Source organism: Acidovorax sp. Root217 (assembly GCF_001428645.1).
Classification (GTDB): Bacteria; Pseudomonadota; Gammaproteobacteria; order Burkholderiales; family Burkholderiaceae_C; genus Acidovorax.
Genome location: NZ_LMIH01000010.1, coordinates 217,222 through 235,838, shown reverse-complemented (window position 1 = coordinate 235,838; position 18,617 = coordinate 217,222). Strand labels below are relative to the sequence as shown.

At 61.1% G+C, this 18,617-nt stretch carries 14 protein-coding genes; 9 read left to right on the top strand and 5 right to left on the bottom strand.

What is annotated here, in order from left to right; all coding sequences use genetic code 11:
* Positions 1-8: 8 nt before the first annotated feature.
* Both ASE31_RS09315 and imuA read right to left on the bottom strand, forming a co-directional pair.
* Positions 9-1,334 carry a DNA polymerase Y family protein gene (locus tag ASE31_RS09315; RefSeq protein ID WP_057201362.1) on the bottom strand — a complete coding sequence of 442 codons (1,326 nt, stop codon included), beginning with the start codon at positions 1,332-1,334 and terminating at the stop codon, positions 9-11.
* Positions 1,270-2,067 carry a translesion DNA synthesis-associated protein ImuA gene (imuA, locus tag ASE31_RS09310; protein WP_057201361.1) on the bottom strand — a complete coding sequence of 266 codons (798 nt, stop codon included), beginning with the start codon at positions 2,065-2,067 and terminating at the stop codon, positions 1,270-1,272. The genes ASE31_RS09315 and imuA overlap by 65 nt, the downstream gene beginning before the upstream one ends.
* Before the next feature lie 472 nt (positions 2,068-2,539).
* On the opposite strand from imuA, the gene ASE31_RS09305 reads away from it, so the two are divergent.
* From ASE31_RS09305 to ASE31_RS31540, 9 genes are all read left to right on the top strand, one after another.
* Positions 2,540-4,273 (top strand): exodeoxyribonuclease VII large subunit, encoded by a 1,734-nt coding sequence (locus tag ASE31_RS09305; RefSeq protein ID WP_057201360.1) that lies wholly within the window; start codon positions 2,540-2,542, stop codon positions 4,271-4,273.
* Entirely contained in the window at positions 4,270-4,536 is a 267-nt protein-coding gene (xseB, locus tag ASE31_RS09300) for an exodeoxyribonuclease VII small subunit (protein WP_057201359.1), read from the top strand. Before ASE31_RS09305 ends, xseB begins: the two co-directional genes overlap by 4 nt.
* 35 nt (positions 4,537-4,571) lie before the next feature.
* Entirely contained in the window at positions 4,572-5,480 is a 909-nt protein-coding gene (locus tag ASE31_RS09295; protein WP_057201358.1) for an alpha/beta fold hydrolase, read from the top strand.
* Positions 5,481-5,991: 511 nt separating this feature from the next.
* The gene (locus tag ASE31_RS09290; RefSeq protein ID WP_057201357.1) at positions 5,992-8,412 is read left to right on the top strand and encodes a catalase; all 2,421 of its coding nucleotides are present in this window, start codon (positions 5,992-5,994) and stop codon (positions 8,410-8,412) included.
* A 51-nt stretch (positions 8,413-8,463) separates the two neighbouring features.
* A complete protein-coding gene (locus tag ASE31_RS09285; protein WP_057201356.1) occupies positions 8,464-8,964 on the top strand; it encodes a DUF4142 domain-containing protein in 501 nt (166 codons plus the stop codon).
* Positions 8,965-9,012: 48 nt separating this feature from the next.
* The gene (locus tag ASE31_RS31545; protein WP_157412432.1) at positions 9,013-9,336 is read left to right on the top strand and encodes a hypothetical protein; all 324 of its coding nucleotides are present in this window, start codon (positions 9,013-9,015) and stop codon (positions 9,334-9,336) included.
* Between the two features lie 1,225 nt (positions 9,337-10,561).
* On the top strand, positions 10,562-11,131 hold the full coding sequence (locus ASE31_RS09275) for a heme NO-binding domain-containing protein (RefSeq protein ID WP_057201354.1): 570 nt from the start codon (positions 10,562-10,564) through the stop codon (positions 11,129-11,131).
* Complete coding sequence (locus ASE31_RS09270) at positions 11,131-13,785, top strand: EAL domain-containing protein (protein WP_057201353.1); 2,655 nt, start codon at positions 11,131-11,133, stop codon at positions 13,783-13,785. The genes ASE31_RS09275 and ASE31_RS09270 overlap by 1 nt, the downstream gene beginning before the upstream one ends.
* A gap of 405 nt (positions 13,786-14,190) precedes the next feature.
* Positions 14,191-14,415 carry a hypothetical protein gene (locus ASE31_RS31540; RefSeq protein ID WP_157412430.1) on the top strand — a complete coding sequence of 75 codons (225 nt, stop codon included), beginning with the start codon at positions 14,191-14,193 and terminating at the stop codon, positions 14,413-14,415.
* 147 nt (positions 14,416-14,562) lie between these two features.
* Here ASE31_RS31540 and ASE31_RS09260 read toward each other — a convergent pair whose 3' ends face one another.
* The 3 genes from ASE31_RS09260 to ASE31_RS09250 are packed head-to-tail and all read right to left on the bottom strand — an operon-like array spanning position 14,563 to position 18,409.
* Entirely contained in the window at positions 14,563-16,902 is a 2,340-nt protein-coding gene (locus ASE31_RS09260) for a xanthine dehydrogenase family protein molybdopterin-binding subunit (protein WP_057201351.1), read from the bottom strand.
* Positions 16,899-17,936, bottom strand: coding sequence for a xanthine dehydrogenase family protein subunit M (locus ASE31_RS09255; RefSeq protein ID WP_057201350.1), 1,038 nt, complete (start codon positions 17,934-17,936; stop codon positions 16,899-16,901). The genes ASE31_RS09260 and ASE31_RS09255 overlap by 4 nt, the downstream gene beginning before the upstream one ends.
* Positions 17,933-18,409 carry a (2Fe-2S)-binding protein gene (locus ASE31_RS09250; RefSeq protein ID WP_200961091.1) on the bottom strand — a complete coding sequence of 159 codons (477 nt, stop codon included), beginning with the start codon at positions 18,407-18,409 and terminating at the stop codon, positions 17,933-17,935. The genes ASE31_RS09255 and ASE31_RS09250 overlap by 4 nt, the downstream gene beginning before the upstream one ends.
* Positions 18,410-18,617 lie beyond the last annotated feature (208 nt).

Genomic DNA, 18,617 nt, shown 5'->3' with positions numbered 1-18,617 from the left:
TGCATCGTTCAGGCGTACAGGCCGTGAAGGAACCAGCCTGTCTCATCCTCGGCCAGGCGGCGTTGGAAGATCCACAGCACGCCGGCGTGCCGGCTCAAGGCGATCCAATAGTCGCGCTGCACGTTGAGCTGGCCGGCAGGTGCGCTCGTAGCCGCCGTAGGCTCTCGGTGCCACCAGCCACCTTCAACGCGGTCCGGGCCCAGCAGCAACTGCAGTTGCCCCTGGTAGATCGGGCGGTGCTCCCGCTCGGCCAGGCGAAGCGGTTCGGGCAGCACCCACGCGGGCAGTGGCAGCTCGTGGCAGGCGAGCGAAGCGCGGGGGCGCGCCATCTCCGCACCTTGCCAGCACTGCATCCATTCGGGGCGGTGATCAGCGTTTAGGACTGGGCGCACTACGCGATCCTTGCCCAGGCGGGCCTGCACGCGCTCCAGCACCAGGGACGTGGCTTCGCCCTGGCGGATGGTCTCAGGCAGGAGCGACTTGCTCTCCTGCTTGATGGGGATGGTCTCGGAAGCAAGCAGCTCAATGTCACCGGCGGGGGCCAGCAGCTCGACCTTGGCCAGGTGCTCGCTGAGCAGCCGGCCCAGGTGGTCCACGTTCTGCGTGGCCTCCGCGGTGCGTACGGTGATCTCGCCGCCAGTGCCTGCGGTCTTGGCGCGCATCGCGTCATGGGCCCAGCGCAACGTGAACGAGGTGACGCCCATGTGCCTGGCAGCGAGCCAGCCGGACATCTGGAGTAACAAGCGACGGGCGCCAAACATCAGCGCCATCGCATTCTCGACACGGAACATGAACTCCAGGCGGGCACTGAAGGTCTCGGGTAGTTGCTGCCACTCGCAGACCTCCGGGCGCAGTCCGTAGGCCTGGTCCAGGCTGTGAAGCAGCTCCTTGTCGAACCGCCGACCAAGGCCACCCCGGGGCAGCTTGCGCACATCGCCCAGCGTGCGTGATCCGAGGCGGTGCAGCGTGCCCTGATGGCGCGCCACCGCAGTGATCGTCTCCAGCGGCAGCTTGTCGAGAATGGATGGCAGCGGGCCTGCAAAGCCATCCACCACGCGCGAACGCACCAGCGCCAGTGCGGCCGTGCCCGTCGGGGCCCAGGCGAAGGCTTCAACGCCCAACTCACTGGCTTCCGATTCGATGCGCCCTCGCAAGTGCGACAGGCCGCCAAACAGGCGTGCGCTGGCCCCGACCTCCACCAAGACCACTTCTTCGCGCACGGCCACCCTCGGAGAGAACTGCAGCGCCCAAACAGCCAGGGAAGGCAGGTCAATGGCGGTGCAGGACTCGGTGCTGGTCTTGTGAGGTAGCAGTGCGGCCCAGATGCCGATCATCGGTGGCCTCCTCTCTGCGCAGGGGGATGGCGAAATCGGTGTCCAGGCGACGCAGTCGCGGCGGCAGCACCTGGCTCAGGCGGCCGGGGATGGCCTGCAGTTCCAGCACACCGGGGCATGGCGTGCCACGGCGTTTGAGGATGCGCACGTCGATGTTCCAGCCTGTGCCGAGCGACACCAGGGTGCGCAGTGGCGCCGGCGAGGCCTCTCGCTGCGCGTTCAAGGGCCGAAAGAGAAAGACGGGCGACTGACAGGACTGGGCGTGCACCTGCAGGCGCCTAATCTGGTCCGCGCGGACCTGAGGGAGCCAGGACAGCACCGCGCCGCGGGGATTGGACCTCACCAATTGCTCAGTCACCCACAAGCGTTCGGCTGGAGTCTTGGCCTGGATCCAGACGATCTGGTCGGCGGGCACTCCGAGCTGAGCCAGGCCACCGGCATGGGGCTGCTGGGGCGGGGCTACGAGCAGTATTTGGCCGCCGTTCTGGACCAACCTGGGCAAGCATCGGCCCAGCAGGCGCCATTCGCACAGCGGTGCTTGGGCCGTGAGGACCTCGGTCAGGGCGCGTGTGGGCCAGCCACCCCCGGGCAGGGAAGCGTCCAACAGCTCAAAACCTGTAGAGATTGTCGGGTGGCCGTCTTGCACCAGGTCGTCGCCCAGCCACACTGACTCCCGCACCGAGATGGGCAGACTCTGGGTGTCGAAGGACTGGGAAGCGTGGGCGGCAGGCATGGCAAAATACTGTAATTAAATACAGTATATGGACAGACTTACTGACATGAAAAGAGGGTTCCGACGGCGGTTGAAGGCCATTGCGGGCGGTTCGCACCCAAATCGATAGCGGGGAAATCAGCGTCTGCGCTGGAGGATCAAAAGAATCACCAACGTGGAAAAAATTTGCGATGACTAAGCGGAGCGTGCGGACGAAACCCTGGTGCAAGGTCAGGATGCTGCAATGCCCGAAGTGCCTGAAAGGCAGATTTCTGTATAAGAGCTCAACGATGGAAACCGATCAGCCTGCCCCCATGAATCGCTGTGGCTACTGTGGATCTACCAACTACCGCAGGGTGGTCGAGCGCGATGCCCAAGGCTTGATGCGCTACGGCGAGCGTTTATTGTGCTCGGGATGCACGCGAGAGTTCACCGACCTGGATGCCTGGCGGCAAGGCGCATCGGATGCGTCCCCGCCGCTGTCTGCAGCGGCATGACCGACACCTACCTTGTCTCATCATTCGCGGACAAAGACCGCGTCAAGGCGCTGGGCGCACGTTGGGATCCGACTCGCCGACAGTGGTTCGTGCCCGAGGGCCGAGACCTTACGCCTTTCGCGCAGTGGTTGCGTGCTGCAGATGTGCCAGCACCCGTAGTCTCGCGTGATTTGCTGGCGCCTTCCCCGACCGTGTCCAGGGGCTTGGCGGTCCCTGAAAAACAGGGGGTATCGCTGTCTCAGTTGCTGCAAGGCGTCTCGGGGGCGGTAGCGCAGGCTTTCAAAGCCGGGGTTTGGACGCTTGTTGAGGTGGTAGATACGCGTATTCGCAACGGCCATGTGTACCTTGAGGTCTCCGAGCGCGACGTTTCGGGAGTCATCACCGCCAAGGCCAATGCCGTCATCTGGGCCGGTACGGCCAGCCAGATTCTCCCCAAGTTCGAGTTGGCGACCGGTGCCCAGATCGGGCCAGGTATCAAGCTGCTGGTGCGTGCACGGCCCGTGTTCAAGCCGCAGTTCGGTTTCAGCATCGAGATCGATGCCATCGACTCTGACTACACGCTGGGTGACCTGGAAGCCCGCAAGCGTGAAATACGCGAGCGCTTGCAGCACGAGGGCTTGTTCGAACTGAATCGACAGTTGCCAACTCCGTGGGATTACCACTTGGTCCTGGTCGTGGCACCGGAGGGGGGAGCCGGCTTGGGCGACTTCCAAGCTGAGGCGAAGCGGCTTGAGGCCGGTGGAATCTGCCGTTTCGTATACGTCCACAGTCGATTTCAGGGCGATGGTGCTGCTGCAGAGATCCGCATGGAATTGCTTGGCGCGCTGGAGCGCATGGATCAAGAGGGCTTGCACCCCGACGCCGTGGCCATCATCCGCGGTGGTGGGGCCATCAACGATATGGCTTGGCTCAATGACTATGCGCTAGTGCGCGCCGTCTGCGAACTGGATGTTCCCGTGCTGACTGGCATAGGGCACGAGCGAGACAACACCGTGCTCGACGAGGTCGCCAATATCCGTTTTGACACCCCTTCCAAAGTCATCGCGGGCATTGAGCGACTCATTCTGCAGCGAGCTCAGGAAGCCAAGGGCCTGTTTGCCGAACTCGTGGGGGAAGCCAGGCGCGCTATGGGCAACACGCGGCGCGTTGTTGTGGAGCATTACACCGCCATCGAGACTGGTGCGCGGCAGCAGATCGCTCTCAGCCGGCAACGCTCTGCCGAGATGCTGGCGCAACTGAAGCTCGACGCAATCCAGGCAGTGCGAACGGGTGCAGAGCAGACTGAGCGCGACATGGCCGATGTGCGTCGCTTGGCAACGCAGCAACTGGGCCAGGCACGCAGCCGGGTGCCCGCGCTTCTGGCTGAAATCAGCAGCGAAGCACGGCAAACGCTGCAAACGGCGAGAGCTACGATCAAGGCGGACAGAACCTTTGTGATCGACCGCGCTGTGGCAGATTTGCGCTACACGAAAGACACCACTGCAAGAGCTTTTGAAGACATAGGTACGCAGGCCCGCAAAGCTGTAGTGGAGGCCAGAACCGGATCCCAGGCACTCATGCGAGAGATTGCTGGCCAAGGACCTGAAAAGACTTTGGGTCGAGGCTTTGCATTGGTGCGCGATGCTACCGGCCAGGCAATCACCAGTGCGAAAAATGCCAGCGGAAAGATCACTATCCAATTCAGAGACGGCACGCGAGATGCAACGCTGCGCAAGGACAATAAGACATGAGCGAAACCTTTAAAGAATCTTATGGGGTGCTGCAAAAGCACGCTCAGACCCTGCGAAAGCAGAGCGACCCGAACATCGACGACCTGCTGCGGATAGTCGAGGAATCAGTAGCTGCGTACAAAGTGTGCCAAGCGCGCATCGATGCTGTGGAGCAGGCGCTGGAGAAGGCGCTGGGCTCGGCCAAAGAGCCCGCGGCGGCGACCACCTCGGGATCCACAGCAGCTGGTGGTTCCTCCGACTCCGACGATGACATCCCCTTCTAGCCGTTGACCGGCGACCGATGCGCGAGGAAATACCAATGAAACGCATGGAACCACTTCGTCACGTTCGGGCCGGCGTGCTCGACATCGCATACTTCGAGCAAAGCAACACCGCCGGGCCGCCTGTGGTATTGATGCATGGCTTTCCGTACGACATCCACAGTTACCGAGAAGTAGCTCCTTTGCTGGCGGATGCAGGCTGCCGCGTGCTGGTGCCTTACCTGCGCGGGTATGGCGGCACGCGGTTTGTGAACGCGTCCACCTTGCGATCCGGCGAGCAGGCTGCGCTTGGAGCCGATTTCCTCGGGTTCCTCGACGGCCTTGGCATTGAGCGGGCTGTGCTTGCAGGCTACGACTGGGGTGGCCGGGCCGCGTGTGTGGTCGCCGCGCTGTGGCCCGAGCGTTGCGCGGGTCTGGTCTCGGTGAACAGCTACAACATCCAGAACATCGCCAGGGCCATGGAGCCGGAAGCACCTGAAAAAGAGCTGCGGCTCTGGTACCAGTACTACCTCCATGGCGAGCGCGGTCGAGCTGGGCTTGAGCAAAACCGCAGTGCATTTTCCAAGCTACTGTGGCAACTGTGGTCACCGACCTGGCGCTTCGACGATGCGACTTTCGAGCAGAGCGCTGCCGCCTTCGACAACCCGGATTTCGTCGAAGTGGTAATCCACTCGTACCGGCACCGCTACGCCTTGGTGCCTGGTGATCCGGCCTATGCAAACATCGAAGCGAAGCTTGCCCAGCAACCCGTCATCACCGTTCCATCTATCACCTTGGATGGCGCCGACGACGGGGTGGGTCCGCCTGCGGATGCGTCGGTACATGCAGCACGCTTCAGCGCTCTGCGCGACCATCGAATCCTGGACGGCGTCGGCCACAACCTACCGCAAGAAGCACCTCAGGAATTCGCCATGGCGGTGCTGGAACTAGTCAGGGACAAAGGCTGACCGCGCTGGCGCATCACTTCCGAAATCCAGGCCCAGCCGTTGACGTGGCTATTTGGAAGACTGGCTGCGCCTGCCCTTGATGATTCCAAGTTTGGCCTGCCAGCACTCGGCGCATATCCAGACGGAAGGTCGAATTTCGCATCCGCCTTGGATACTGCGTTGGTCCTTGTGCACAGCACATTCACGCGTTGTGTCCGAGACCCGGCTGTTCGGAAGTTTGAAGAGTGGCTGAGTCATAGCAACATCCTTGATTTAGAGCGAGACTGCAGCTTTTGGGTTCAGGCCCTCGTAGGACAACGCCAGTTGCCCACCCTTCAATACGCGCAGTTTGCCAGCCGCAACAAAACGGGTGACGCTGACAAGTCGCTCGGGCTGACCATCATTTAGTTGCAACTTGGCTGCTCCGCCGGGCTATTTCTTTGTGCTGATCGGTTGAGCCAAAGTCCTACACACCGTCACGGCGAGGACCTTAACCTGTGCCTTCCCCACAACCCAGTGACGAAGGTACACAATGCCCAAAGATCCTACGCGTGCTGCCAAGGGCGCTGCCGCGCCTGTTCCATCAACTGCTGCAGCACCTGCCAGAAATACGGACAGCGCGCCTTCCGCTCTCGGGCCAGCTGCTGACGTTCTCTCTGCGAAGGCGGGAGAAACCAACGACCTCGCCTCCGCGAAACCATACAACGCCAATAAAGCAGGAGAGCATGGTTTCACCAACGGGGTGAGCCCTGCGCCAGGTGCTACTGTGGAGCCGGCCTCGCGGCTGCCATCAGGTAGCACCGTGTCGGAAGCAAACAGCAGTGCCAAGACTGGGACGGTTGCCCCTGAAGGCGTCAATGCGACCATCGCACCGCTCGACCGCGTGCGCGTCGATTCCGCCGGCCAGGTGCTCACCACCAACCAGGGTGTGCCAATCGCCGACAACCAAAATTCTCTCAAGTACGGCGAGCGCGGCCCGGTGCTGCTCGAAGACTTCATCCTGCGCGAGAAGATCACGCATTTCGACCATGAGCGCATCCCCGAGCGCATCGTGCACGCGCGCGGATCTGGTGCGCACGGTTTCTTCGAATGCTACGAACCCCTGACGGACCTCACGCGCGCCGCGCCGTTCAAGGAGGCCGGCAAAATCACCCCCGTGTTTGTGCGCTTTTCTACCGTGCAGGGTGAGCGAGGCTCCAAGGACACGGCGCGCGACGTGCGCGGCTTTGCTGTCAAGTTCTACACTGACGAAGGCAACTGGGACCTAGTGGGCAACAACATGCCGGTGTTCTTCATCCAGGACGCGATGAAGTTCCCGGACCTGGTGCATGCTGTCAAGCCTGAGCCACACCATGCGATGCCCCAGGCTGCCAGCGCGCATGACACCTTTTGGGACTTCGTTTCGCTGATGCCCGAGTCCACGCACATGCTGATGTGGGCCATGTCGGACCGAGGTATTCCGCGCAGCTACGCCACCATGCAGGGCTTTGGCGTTCACAGCTTTCGCTTCGTGAATGCCGCGGGCGAGTCGGTATTCGTCAAGTTCCACTGGAACCCGAAGGCAGGCACCCATTCGCTGGTGTGGGACGAAGCGGTCAAGATCTCCGGCGCCGATCCAGACTTCCACCGCCGTGATCTGTGGGAGCGTATCGAGGCGGGCGCTTATCCCGAATACGAGCTCGGCGTGCAGGTATTCACGGAAGAGCAAGCGGACAAGTTCAGCTTCGACATCCTGGACGCGACTAAGATCATTCCGGAAGAGCTGATCCCCGTACGCCCCATCGGCCGCATGGTGCTCAACCGCAACCCCGACAACTTTTTTGCCGAGACCGAGCAGGTGGCCTTCTGCACCGCGCACGTGGTGCCGGGCATCGATTTCTCCAACGACCCTTTGCTTGCGGGGCGCATCCACTCATATGTGGACACGCAGATCTCGCGCCTGGGCGGCCCCAACTTTCACGAGCTGCCCATCAACTCACCCATCGCCCCGGTGCATAACAACCAGCGTGACGGCATGCACCGCCAGGCCATCCATCGCGGCAAGGTCGCGTATGAGCCTAACTCGCTGGGCGGCGGCTGTCCGTTCCAAGCCGGTGCAGCTCAAGGCTTTGTCTCCGTGCCCGCCAGGATTCAGGCCAAGGAGTCCCAAGGCAAGGTACGCGCGAAACCTGAAAAGTTCGCGGACCACTATACCCAGGCAACTCTGTTCTTCAACAGCCAGACTCCTGTGGAGCAAGCCCACATTGCGGCCGCGTTCCGCTTTGAATTGAGCAAGGTGACGGTGCCAGCGATCCGTGAGCGCATGGTTGCCTCCCTGCGCAATGTGTCCGATGACCTCGCGCAGCAGGTGGCAACGGGTCTTGGCATGGCAGCATTGCCTGAAGCAATGCCCCGGGCGCTGGCTAAAGCACCAAAGCCTGAGGTTTCCAAATCGCCGGCCTTGTCCCTTCTCGCTCGACCAGGTGACGGAAGCATCAAGGGACGCAAAGTTGCCATTCTTGTTGCTGATGGCATTGTTGGCAAAAGCGCGGTCGCGCTGCACGAAGCCCTTTTCGCCCAAGGCGCCGTACCGCGCTTCGTTGCGCCACGCATTGGCCCGGTCAAGACCAGCGACGGTGTGGCGATTAATGCCGACGCTTCACTGGAGAATGAGCCCGGGTTCCTCTTCGATGCACTGGCTTTGCCCGATGGTGAAGCAGGTGTGCAGGCATTGGCGGGGGATGGTCACACTGCGGAATTCATCAAGGATCAGCATCGCCACTGCAAAACCATCTTGGTGATGCCGGCCTCGGCAGCTCTGATGCTCAAGGCGCAGATTCCAGCAACTCTGCCGTCAGGCGACCCGGATCCTGGAATGTTCCTTGGAGCATCGGCCACCGACTTCAACTCGTTCATCCAGGGGATAGCGCGACATCGGCACCCAGAGCGGGAAACTGACCCGCCAATGGTTTAACAGACGGGCCCACTCGGGCCCTTCCTTGCGTCCTTTCACCGGAGATAACTCATGAATACAGTTCGAGTTGCAGCCGCCGCATGTGTGGCCGTTTTGTCCCTTGGCGCTCATGCGGAAGTTAGCAAGAAAGATCAAGAGTTCTTCACCAAGGCTGGTGGTGGAGGGCTTTACGAAGTGGAGGCCGGAAAGCTTGCGCAGCAAAAGGGCGGATCTGAAGCAGTCAAGTCCTACGGCGCAATGTTGGTCAAAGACCATGGTGCGGCCAATGAAGAGCTGAAGGCACTGGCGAAGTCGAAGGGAGCCGTGCTGCCTGAGGCGGTCCCCGCCGACAAGCAAAAAAGGCTGGAGAAGATTGCAAGCGCAAAGGACTTCGACAAGGAATTTGTGAAAGAGGTGGGCATTGATGACCACAAAATGGATGTTGCCCTGTTTGAGAACACCAGTAAGCGCGCCGATGACGCAGAGGTCAAGGCATTTGCCTCAAAGACACTGCCCACATTGAAGGCACACAAGGAACACGCTGAAGGTCTCAAGAAAGCGCACAAGCATTGATGCCGGGAGCGCAAGGCGATTTCGGTGAGTGGAGTTGACCGAGGACCTATGGAACAACATCCAAGTGAAGCGCATTCGCAACTGGCGTCCATCCAAGATTTGGAGGCGGCCATTGCGCGCCAATCCCAAATGCTTGCAGGCTTGGCAGCAGAGGCGGAACGCAATCACTCCACAATTGCTGCCTTGATTGCGCTGGGTCAGGCCCTAGTCGAATCTCACCCCACACCTTCTGCCGTGGCAAAAAGCTTTCTCGACCAGATCGACCTGGTCGGTAGTGTCATCTCGGGTGAGCAGGCAGAACGGTATCGTGACGACATCCAGAAGCTCAACATGTTCATACTGGATGTTGTCAATCGCCGCCGCCATCCTTGATTGCGCTGCGCAGGTTCCTGATTGATTGCACCAAAAGTGAAGCCCACAGACCCGTCCGATTCGACCGCAGGCCTCGCACCGCCATTTAAGTGCGTGTGCAAGGGGGCGGGGGTGATTGTGGGCGCAGCCATCGCCCTCGATATTTTTTGCTTGCTTATAGGCTTCCACTTCTTCGGGCCAAAGAATGGCGAGAGGTGGGGCGCGGCATCCAGGCTGGTTGGGGAAAAACGGCACTGGACCTTGGTTCACCTCAGGGCGCACGATAAATGAGGTCCGCGCCGATTCTCCCCGCGCGCATTAGATGCTGGAGATACGGCGTCCACTGAATATCGAACGTCCGGGAACAACCATCCTGTGGAGTTCGACGGGGTGAACTCGAACCCCCAATGACAGCTGGTGCCGCGGTAAAACCATCGTTTTCTACGGCAGGGGACGGTCTTTGCGATTAGGGTCCACTGCGAGGGACGCCTTGCGATCGCGCTCCCTCTGCTCCTCCACCAACTCTTGCTCTACAGGGTCTAACTTTTCCGCTGGAGTGTCGTCATCTTCGTCCTCTGACAGCGTAGTAGCTGCGGTATTCCGGACATGGCCGGCGACGCGGAAAGGCCACGATGCATTGGGCTTGAAACTGTCAAGATTCATAGTCTTCTCCGGTATAGCGAGTCAGGAGCTCGCACTGGCTATACATTGTTTCAGCTCCTTGAGAAATGGAAGTCAGACAATGCCTTCCAAAGTTAGAGCTCTGCGTGCGACGTCGGTTCGTGTCAGGGCTTGCATGAGTCGTGAAGCCTCCTCGGGCAATTCGCGCGCCAGAAATGCCACCGTGCCATGTTGAGCGTTAGCGACTTACCAGCAATGGCCGAAATGCTTTACCTGGTGCCTTACGCCGGTCTAGAAGGGGTGCCGGTGGCCATCGAGCTGATGCTCGAAAGCGTCGCGCCCCGTTGCAGCATCAGCGTCGAGCATGTGTGCGAGGTGCTAGCCCGACGCAATAGCCCCATCATTCAGTGAGCGCCTCGTGCAAATAGAATCTTTTTGTTACTATTCCTCCAGGTCTCTAACGGGATATGGCGCTTATCTCGATGTGGGTGCCACGCTAGACCGCGTTCCTGAAAAGCTAGCACGGAACATGCACCGAAGCTAGCGTCAAGTCAGCGAGCAACGGTGTTCTAGTGGAAGACGCCGTTCCGCGCCTTGCGGTGCCATGTGATCAAGGAGTCGTGCGATGTATGGACTGGTCAATCAGGCACTCGAGGATTTCGTCGTACAGGGGTTTGGCAATTCAGCGTGGGAAAGGATTCGCCAAGGTGCTGGTATCGACCATGACATGTTTATTGCGATGGACGGCTACCCCGACGACACGACATTTAAGCTCGTCGGTGCCGCTTCGGAGGTCTTGGGCCTCGAGGCTGCGCAGGTACTTGAAGCATTCGGTAAGCACTGGGTTCTCTATACCGCGGAATCGGGCTATGGCGAGATGCTTGCCATGTTCGGTTCGGATCTCCGAGCGTTCCTCAACAACCTGGACAATCTTCACAGCCATGTGGGCATGAGTTTTCCAGCTTTGAGGCCGCCCTCATTCACGGTAGAAGAGATTGAAGGCAGCGCGGGTTTGCTGTTGCACTATCGAAGTGAGCGCGTGGGATTGGCGCCGATGGTGGTCGGGCTTCTGAAGGGCCTGGGTAAGCGCTTTTCTCAGGGCATCAGCGTTCAGCAGACTGCCTTTAAGGGGGCGGACGACCATGACATCTTCCGCATCGACTATGTTGACGTTGACCCATCGCTCGCACAGTGATGTCCGCCCTTGAACTCACGCTAACACCTGAACAGTTCGCAGCTGCGTTCCCTTTTCACGTCGCGTTGGACGAGCAACTGCGAGTGCTGCAGACCGGAGCGGTTCTGCGCCGCCTCTGCCCGGCATTGATAGAAGGCGCCGCGCTCGACGGACACTTCACGGTTCTTCGTCCCGTCCTAAAACGTCTGGACTACGACGCGATCCGCCTGCATGGGAAATCGCTATTCGTATTGCAGCATCTCGCGGGGCCGTTGCGCCTGCGAGGTCAGTTTGTCGTGCAGGATCGGCGACTGGTTTTCCTTGGCTCGCCTTGGGTGGCGGAAATGGTCGACATAGGCCGGCTCGGGCTGTCGCTCAGTGATTTCGCGGTACACGATCCCGTCGTCGACCTGCTGTTCCTCCTGCAGACTAAGAACAAGTCCTTAGCGGACGGGAAGGAGCTTTCGCAACGACTTCGCGCCAGCCAGCAACGGCTTGCAGAAGCCCAGGAGCTGGCGAAGCTTGGCAATTGGGTGCTGGATCCGGAGACGGGCAAGATGGACTTCTCCGAAGAGGCGCGCCGTATCTATGGGTTCACCTCACCCAACGAGAACCCCACTTTGGCTCGCCTAATGGCGCTCGTGCCAGGGGTTCAGCGGACTGCGCTTAACGAGGCGATCCAACAAGCCGCGCAGGGCGATGCCCCTCTCGAGCTGGAGCATCGCGTGAACGCACGTGACGGGGACGAACGGTGGATCCACGTCACCTTGAGAGGGTCCGTGCAGAACGACGTAACCACCGTCCGCGCCGCAGTGCGCGACAAGACTACTAACAAAAGGTCTGCCTTGCGTCTCGCGTTGGCACACGACGTCGCGCAGCATCTGGCCGCAGACGCCGAGCCTGAGGACGCGATGGCTTTCATACTGTCGTCGATTGGCACACAAATGGATTGGGCGGCCGCGGTGTGCTGGGGTGTGGATGCCAACTCCCGAATTCGATGCCTGGGCGCCTGGGCGGCGTTGGAAGATTCGTCATCGCACGAGTTCAGTGCGGACATGCGCGTCTACACCGGAACGCGACCAGACGGAACCCTCGACGCCGCATGGGCCGCCGGAAAACCCCTCTGGCGCGTGATCCACTTAGCCGAATCATCACAGGCTCGGGATCAGTTCGCCGCGCGCTGCGGCCTGAATGCGGCCGTGCTCATCCCGGTCGTTGCCGGGACGCAGCTCGTTGCGCTTGAATTCTTCAGCCGCGCTCCGATCGCCAACGACCGCGAGACAGAGGGTTTCATGCAGTCGATTGCGAGTCAGTTGGCTCAGTACTTGCGCCGAAAGCAAGCCGAGGCAGCGTTGCGGCATGCGGCTCACCATGACGAGTTGACCGGCCTAGCAAGCCGCGCGTTGCTTCAGGAGCAATTGGCTCAGGCCTTGCAGCGCGCGGCAGAGCGGAGAACCAAGGTCGCAGTCCTGTTCATGGACCTCGACCGTTTCAAATCCATCAATGACAGCCTTGGCCACAGTGCCGGCGACGTGCTCCTGCGAGCTTGTGGGAAACGCCTGCAGGAGGGTGTTCGTCTCACCGACACCGTGGCTCGATTCGGCGGTGACGAATTCGTGTTAGTGCTTGAGGGGCTGGACAACGCGGGCGAGGTGCTCGCACCGCTGGCGAAAGTCGTGAGCTTGTTCAGCCGCCCCTTCGAAGTCAACGGGCGCGAGCTGCCAACCACAGTAAGCATCGGCATAAGTCTGTTTCCAGACGACGGGCAGGATGTCGAGACCCTGTTGATGAATGCCGACGCGGCGATGTATCGAGCCAAAGGACTGGGTCCAGGAAACCATCACTTTTACTCTTCGCAAATGAGCGCACAGGGCACCCAGCAATTGGCGCTGGAGAGTAGTTTGCCTCGCGCTCTGGAGAGAGGCGAGCTGTTCCTCGTGTACCAGCCCAAGCTCGATCTGACTACCGGGCTTGTCACGGGTGTGGAAGCCCTGATGCGTTGGAGTCACCCAACGATGGGCCTTGTCTCTCCTCTGCATTTCATCCCTATCGCGGAAGAAATCGGACTGATTGACAGCATGGGGCACTGGGCGTTGGAAGTCGCTTGCCGGGATGCGAGAACGTGGAATGATCAGGGCCACCCCATCCAAATAAGTGTCAACTTGTCGGCACGGCAGCTCAACCGCCCCCTATTGGCCGACGAAGTGGCGCAGGTCCTCGCAAGAGCCGGTCTCCTGCCCGTTCAGCTTGAACTCGAGATCACCGAAAGCGGCGTCATGGACAATCCCGCTCAGGCCGCGCTTAGACTGCGCGAACTACGCACTCTCGGCGTCTCCCTGGCGATCGACGATTTCGGCACGGGGTACTCCTCGTTATCGTACCTGCGCAACTTCCCTTTGAGCACGCTCAAAATTGATCGTTCCTTCATCAAGGATTTGCCGATTGACGCTGACGCTTCCGCACTGACTGCGGGCATCATCGCCTTAGCGCGCAGCCTGCGTATGAAAGTGGTCGCCGAAGGCGTTGAGACCCTGGAGCAGTTGAGCTATCTGCGCGCCAATGGCTGCGATGAAATTCAGGGCTACTACCTCAGCAAGCCGATCACCGCAGACGAAATGAGTCGATTTCTTGAGCGGGATTTGCGCACTTTTGTGACCCCGAGCGTGACGGTTTAGACCCGCGCCGGGGACAAGCAATAGACTGTTCGCAATCGTCCTTGTGAAGGGCTACCAACTCCCCAGCCGCGGCCCCACCCCGGGGCACAGGGTACATACGTCACCCCACTTTCCAGGCTTGCTGAAGCCACGTTGGAACCCTGGCGTTCCGCTTCGGTCGGGACGCCAACCTCCGATCCTCAGGCTGAGTTAACGGCGCGTACATTCGCCGCCCACCTAAAACGTGCCTCGTGCCGCCATCCATGCCGCCAACCCAGATCAGGCGCGCGTTGGGGTGATCGCAACAGATAGACCTCATGAATGTCATGAGCTCCCTGGTCTTCGCGGCATCAGTGGTCGATTTGCATGGTCTGAACTTCAGCGCACGGCGCCTGCTAGGATGCGAAAAAATAAACGGGTCTTGCCATGCCTTTGGAATTGCTGCGTGAAATCGTGACTGGAGCGCTTCCGCTCGAAGTCGCGGGTGAGGTAGAAATCGACAAGGTGCGCGTCCTCGCCGCAGCCGGGATGATTTTGGCTCAGCTGCCCGAAGTGGACCAACCCGGAACAGCACTGGTGCTTGAAGTAACTGGCTTTGGACGCGCGACGTTGAAGGCCAAAGGCGGCCCTCGCTCGAATACTGAGGTTTAAGGGCGCTTCTGCCGGCACTCGATCACACTGCCGAAGATGTGGTGCGGCGGATGTAAGCGCCCATAGGCAACTGTGCCAGTAGTGCAGGAACCTATTGATGATGCTTATTGCCATTACCGTACCACGGCGACCTTCTTTCTGGCCCATTCAAGCGTTCGGATTGGGTGCGCTGAACGGGTAGTCGCTTTGCTGCGCTGGGTCGTCGAGCTGCATGACCTTGTCCGGCGTCATCGGCGTACTTCGCACGCGCTTGCCGGTGGCATGAAAGATGGCGTTGGAGATGGCAGCAGCGACGCCCACCTGGCCGATTTCACCCACCCCTTTGGCGCCAAGCCGGCTCACGATCCGGTCATCCTCATCGACGAAGATCACGTCAATGTCGTGGATGTCCGCCTGCACCGGGATGTGGTACTCGGCAAAGCTGTGGTTCATGAAGCGACCCAGTGAGTTGTCGGAATGGGCTTCCTCATGAAGAGCCTGGCTGATGCCCCACACCACGCCGCCGTAGATCTGGCTGCGGGCCGTCTTTGCGCTGATGATGCGGCCGGCTGCAATGGCGCTCACCACGCGCGTCACACGGACGGTGCCCAGCTCTTCGTCCACCCGCACCTCGCAGAACACCGCAGAGTGGGTAGCCCTCGAATATTTGCGCTGCTTGAGCATGTGCGGCAGCATCAGGTACTTCTCTTCAAGAGGCTCGCCGCCAGCAGCTGCAAGGATCTGCGAAAGGGGCAGCTGCGCTCCTGACACCCCCTTCAAGCGCAGAGTGCCGCGAAAGAACTCCACGTCTGCGAAGCGCGCCTTGGCAAACGGCGAATCGTCCAGGCCGCGCGCAATCTTGAACAGCCTCTTTTGCAGCTTTTCACACACTCCTTCCACGGCCGACCCCACCGTGGCCACGTGCGATGAGCCCCCCTCGATGGGCGCGACCGGTAGGGTGGAGTCTCCGAGCTTGAAGGTCACGTTCTCTAGCGGCAGACCAAGGGCCGCGGCGGCAATCTGCGCCATCACGGTGTAGGTGCCCGTGCCAATGTCGCTCGCAGCGCTGCTTACTTCCAGTCTGCCGTCAGAGTGGAGCACTGCCCGGGCGCGGGCGAACATCTGCATCGCATCCCAGACACCCGTCGCCATGCCCCAGCCGACCAATTCGTTTCCCTCCCGCATGGAGCGTGGCTTCAGCGGGCGTTTTGCCCAGCCGAAGCGCTCGGCGCCCTGTGCATAGCAGGCCCTCAGCTCCTTGGTGGAATGTGGCAGGTCCCTGGACGGGTCGCGCTCGGCATAGTTCTTCAACCGCAGCGCCAGGGGGTCCATCCTGAGCGCGTAGGAGAGTTCGTCCATCGCGATTTCGAGCGCGTGCACGCCATGGGCGGCGCCGGGTGCGCGCATGTCGATGGGGCTGTAGCGGTCTAGGTCAACGAGCTTGTACTCCAGGCGAACGTTGTCGCTCGTGTACAGCTGGCCCGACCAGTTGACCACCACCTCGACGTAGTCTTCCAGGCGCGATGTCTCTGCAACCGCCTCGTGGATGACGGATTGAAGCTTTCCATCGTGGTCGGCGGCGAGCCGCACGCGCTGCACGGTTTCCGGCCGGTGCCCGAAGGTGAACATCTGCTGGCGGGTCAGCACGAGCCGTACGGACCGCTCGGCATGGAGCGAAGCCATGACCGCGAGGATGAGGTTGTACTGCGGCCGCAGTCCCGATCCGAAGGCACCCCCGACAAATGGATTCTTGACCGTGACCTTGTCCTTACCCAGGCCAAACACACGCGATACCACCCATCGGCTGTTCTGCGATCCCTGCGTCTTGTCGTAGATGGTGAGGTGCCCTTCCTCGTCGCGGATCACTGTGGTGGCGTGCATCTCCATGGGGTTGTGGTATTCGGCTCCGCTGTAGTACTGCGCATCGATCTTCACTGGTGCCGCCGCAAACGCGGCGTCCGCATCCCCCTTGGGCTTGGGTGGGGGCACATAGCCGGCCTTGAACCCCTTGGGCTCGTGGGCCCGGTGAAGCGCGGCCATCAGGTCGGCTTCATGCTTTTCGACTTCGTACTCGACCTCCACCAGCTGGGAGGCTTCGCGGGCTGCCTCGAAGGTTTCCGCCAGCACCAAGGCGATGGGTTGCCCGCTGTAGAGGATCGCATCGCTGTGCAGGGGCTTGAACGGCGAGCCACCCGGTGCCGTCATGTCCTTGTAGAAGATGTCCATGGACCGGGTTTTGGGCCGGTTCTCATGCGTCAGGATGTCGCGCACGCCCGCCACGGCCATGGCGCGTTCGAGCGCGAAGCGGGCAATGCGGCCCCGGGTGATCGTGCTGTTCACCACCACGCCAAACAGCATGCCCTGCACGAAGTGGTCTGCCGCATACAGCGCTTGGCCCGTGACCTTGGCACGCCCGTCCGTGCGCGAAATGGAGTCTCCAATCTGGACATAGCCCGTTCCGGCTTCCGCCATGGGCTGCTGAGAACTCTGATTGATCGTAAATGTCATGCGGCATCTCCTGTCGCGGTGCTGCCTGGCAACAGGCTGGTTTGCCCGGCCAGGGCCATTTCAAGGGCGCGCACCACGGCGCGCTGGGCCATGGGGATTTTGAAAGCGTTGCTCCCGGGTCCGCTGCCCTGCGGGACCGCGCCAGCCAGCAGGGCCGCACCCGCTTCGGAAAATACCGTGCGCTCGGGCTTTTTCCCCTGCAGCAAGGCCTCCGCCTGCGTTTGGCGCCAGGGCTTGTGCGCAACGCCGCCGACGGCGATTCGTACTTCGGCGATCCGGCCACCCTCATCCAGGTGAAGTGCCGCAGCCACCGACACGAGAGCGAAGGCGTACGACGCTCTTTCCCTGATCTTGAGGTAGGCGCTGTGCCGGGCAAACTGGGGGGACGGGGGAAGCTCGATGTGCGTGATCAACTCGCCCTGTTGCAGGGTGTTGTCGATTTCGGGACGGTCCCCGGGCAGCCGGTGGAACTCGGCGAATGGAATGCTTCTAGCACCAGTGGGGGACTGGACGTGCACCACCGCGTCCAGCGCAGCGAGCGCGACGCACATGTCTGAAGGGTGGGTGGCGATGCACTGAGAGCTAGCGCCCAGGATGGAGTGCTGGCGCGCCAGGTTGCCTATTGCCGAGCAGCCGCTGCCGGGCTCGCGCTTGTTGCAGGGCGTGCCGGTGTCGTAGAAGTAATAGCACCTGGTGCGCTGCAGCAGGTTGCCCCCATCGGTGGCCATGTTGCGGATCTGTGGTGACGCGCCCGAAAGGATGGCAGCCGAGAGCATGGGATACCTGTGGCGCACCAGCGGATGGTATGCCGTGGCCGCGTTGCGGGCCAGCGCGCCAAGCAACACCCCGCCGTGCTGCGTTTCCTCGATGGCGCTCAGCGGCAGCGGGTTGATGTCAACGAGCGTCCGCGGGTGCGCCACGCCCTCCTTCATCAAATCGAGCAGGTTCGTGCCCCCGGCAATGAACGCGCCCTCGCGGCTCGCCGCCAGCGCCTGCGCCATGTCTGTGGCCGCCAAGTAGGTGAAGCCTTTCATTGCGTTCCTCGCTCGCCCAATGCGACTTCGCTCACCGCGCTGAGAATCTGCACATACGCACCGCACCGGCACAGGTTGCCGCTCATGAGTTCGCGCACCTCGTCGCGCGTACTGGCATGGCCCTCCTTCATCAGGCCCACGGCGGAACACAGCTGGCCAGGCGTGCAGTACCCGCACTGGAAAGCGTCATGCGCCACGAACGCCTGCTGCAAGGGGTGCAATTGGCCGTCCCTGGCAAGGCCCTCCACGGTGGTCACCTGGGAGCCATCCCGCATGACAGCCAGGGTCAGGCAGGAGTTGATGCGCTCGCCATTGACCAGCACAGTGCAAGCACCGCACTGGCCATGGTCGCAACCCTTCTTGACCCCCGTGAGGCCGAGCTTGTCGTGAAGGAGGTCCAGCAACGTGACCGATGGCTCGATGTCGAACCTGCGGGTTCGGTCGTTGACTGTCAGGGAAATGGAATGCGGCATGGGGCGGCTCTTTTGACGAATCTGGGACATCGATTCTTATGAGTGGCGCTAGGTGACCCTGTCGGACAACAAGCCATCCCGTTACTCGGCTGCGTAGTTCGGCTGCTGCACGAGATTCAACACCGAGTGGTTAGAGCACTTCTTCACCAAAGCCGGACCAAACGCTATCAACGACATCCCGCCCTCCCGAGGCTCGAATCGCTAGGCC

Bases quoted from the DNA above. Each gene is read 5' to 3' on its own strand.
- ASE31_RS09260 (WP_057201351.1), bottom strand. From the start codon at position 16,902: ATGACATTTACGATCAATCAGAGTTCTCAGCAGCCCATGGCGGAAGCC.
- ASE31_RS09275 (WP_057201354.1), top strand. From the start codon at position 10,562: ATGTATGGACTGGTCAATCAGGCACTCGAGGATTTCGTCGTACAGGGG.
- ASE31_RS09285 (WP_057201356.1), top strand. From the start codon at position 8,464: ATGAATACAGTTCGAGTTGCAGCCGCCGCATGTGTGGCCGTTTTGTCC.
- ASE31_RS09305 (WP_057201360.1), top strand. From the start codon at position 2,540: ATGACCGACACCTACCTTGTCTCATCATTCGCGGACAAAGACCGCGTC.
- ASE31_RS09315 (WP_057201362.1), bottom strand. From the start codon at position 1,334: ATGATCGGCATCTGGGCCGCACTGCTACCTCACAAGACCAGCACCGAG.
- ASE31_RS09295 (WP_057201358.1), top strand. From the start codon at position 4,572: ATGAAACGCATGGAACCACTTCGTCACGTTCGGGCCGGCGTGCTCGAC.
- ASE31_RS09290 (WP_057201357.1), top strand. From the start codon at position 5,992: ATGCCCAAAGATCCTACGCGTGCTGCCAAGGGCGCTGCCGCGCCTGTT.
- ASE31_RS09255 (WP_057201350.1), bottom strand. From the start codon at position 17,936: ATGAAAGGCTTCACCTACTTGGCGGCCACAGACATGGCGCAGGCGCTG.
- ASE31_RS31540 (WP_157412430.1), top strand. From the start codon at position 14,191: ATGCCTTTGGAATTGCTGCGTGAAATCGTGACTGGAGCGCTTCCGCTC.
- imuA (WP_057201361.1), bottom strand. From the start codon at position 2,067: ATGCCTGCCGCCCACGCTTCCCAGTCCTTCGACACCCAGAGTCTGCCC.
- ASE31_RS31545 (WP_157412432.1), top strand. From the start codon at position 9,013: ATGGAACAACATCCAAGTGAAGCGCATTCGCAACTGGCGTCCATCCAA.
- ASE31_RS09270 (WP_057201353.1), top strand. From the start codon at position 11,131: ATGTCCGCCCTTGAACTCACGCTAACACCTGAACAGTTCGCAGCTGCG.
- xseB (WP_057201359.1), top strand. From the start codon at position 4,270: ATGAGCGAAACCTTTAAAGAATCTTATGGGGTGCTGCAAAAGCACGCT.
- ASE31_RS09250 (WP_200961091.1), bottom strand. From the start codon at position 18,409: ATGCCGCATTCCATTTCCCTGACAGTCAACGACCGAACCCGCAGGTTC.